The organism is Vibrio marinisediminis, from assembly GCF_014050145.1.
GTDB classification, from domain to species: Bacteria; Pseudomonadota; Gammaproteobacteria; order Enterobacterales; family Vibrionaceae; genus Vibrio; species Vibrio marinisediminis.
In genome coordinates this window covers 1-274 of sequence record NZ_JACFYF010000241.1, presented here as the reverse complement: position 1 = coordinate 274, position 274 = coordinate 1, and the positions used below count along the sequence as shown (strand labels likewise).

The window sequence follows — 274 nt, the reverse complement described above, 5'->3', positions numbered from 1 at the left end:
TCCGCCCGCCGCTTTACCTCGTCCAGAAGCGCCCCGAGCCGCGCATCCCCCTTCTGCACGGCGATCCCCGCATCGGCTAGACGCTTGCGCAGGTTCGACTGCCCGGCCTGGTTCGACATCGGAATGACCCGCGCATTGCCCACCGCCTCCGGCGGGATATGCTCGTAAGTGCTGGGGTCCTTCAGGATCGCCGAGGCATGCAGGCCCGCCTTGTGCGCAAAGGCCGACGCGCCCACATAGGGCGCGCTCTTGGTCGGAACCCGGTTGAGAATAT

Annotated in this window: 1 protein-coding gene; it reads right to left on the bottom strand. The window is 66.8% G+C overall.

Going from position 1 to position 274, the window contains the following annotated elements:
* Nucleotides 1-274 (bottom strand): homocitrate synthase/isopropylmalate synthase family protein (locus tag H2O73_RS23980; protein ID WP_497997521.1); only part of this gene is annotated, 274 nt, incomplete at both ends.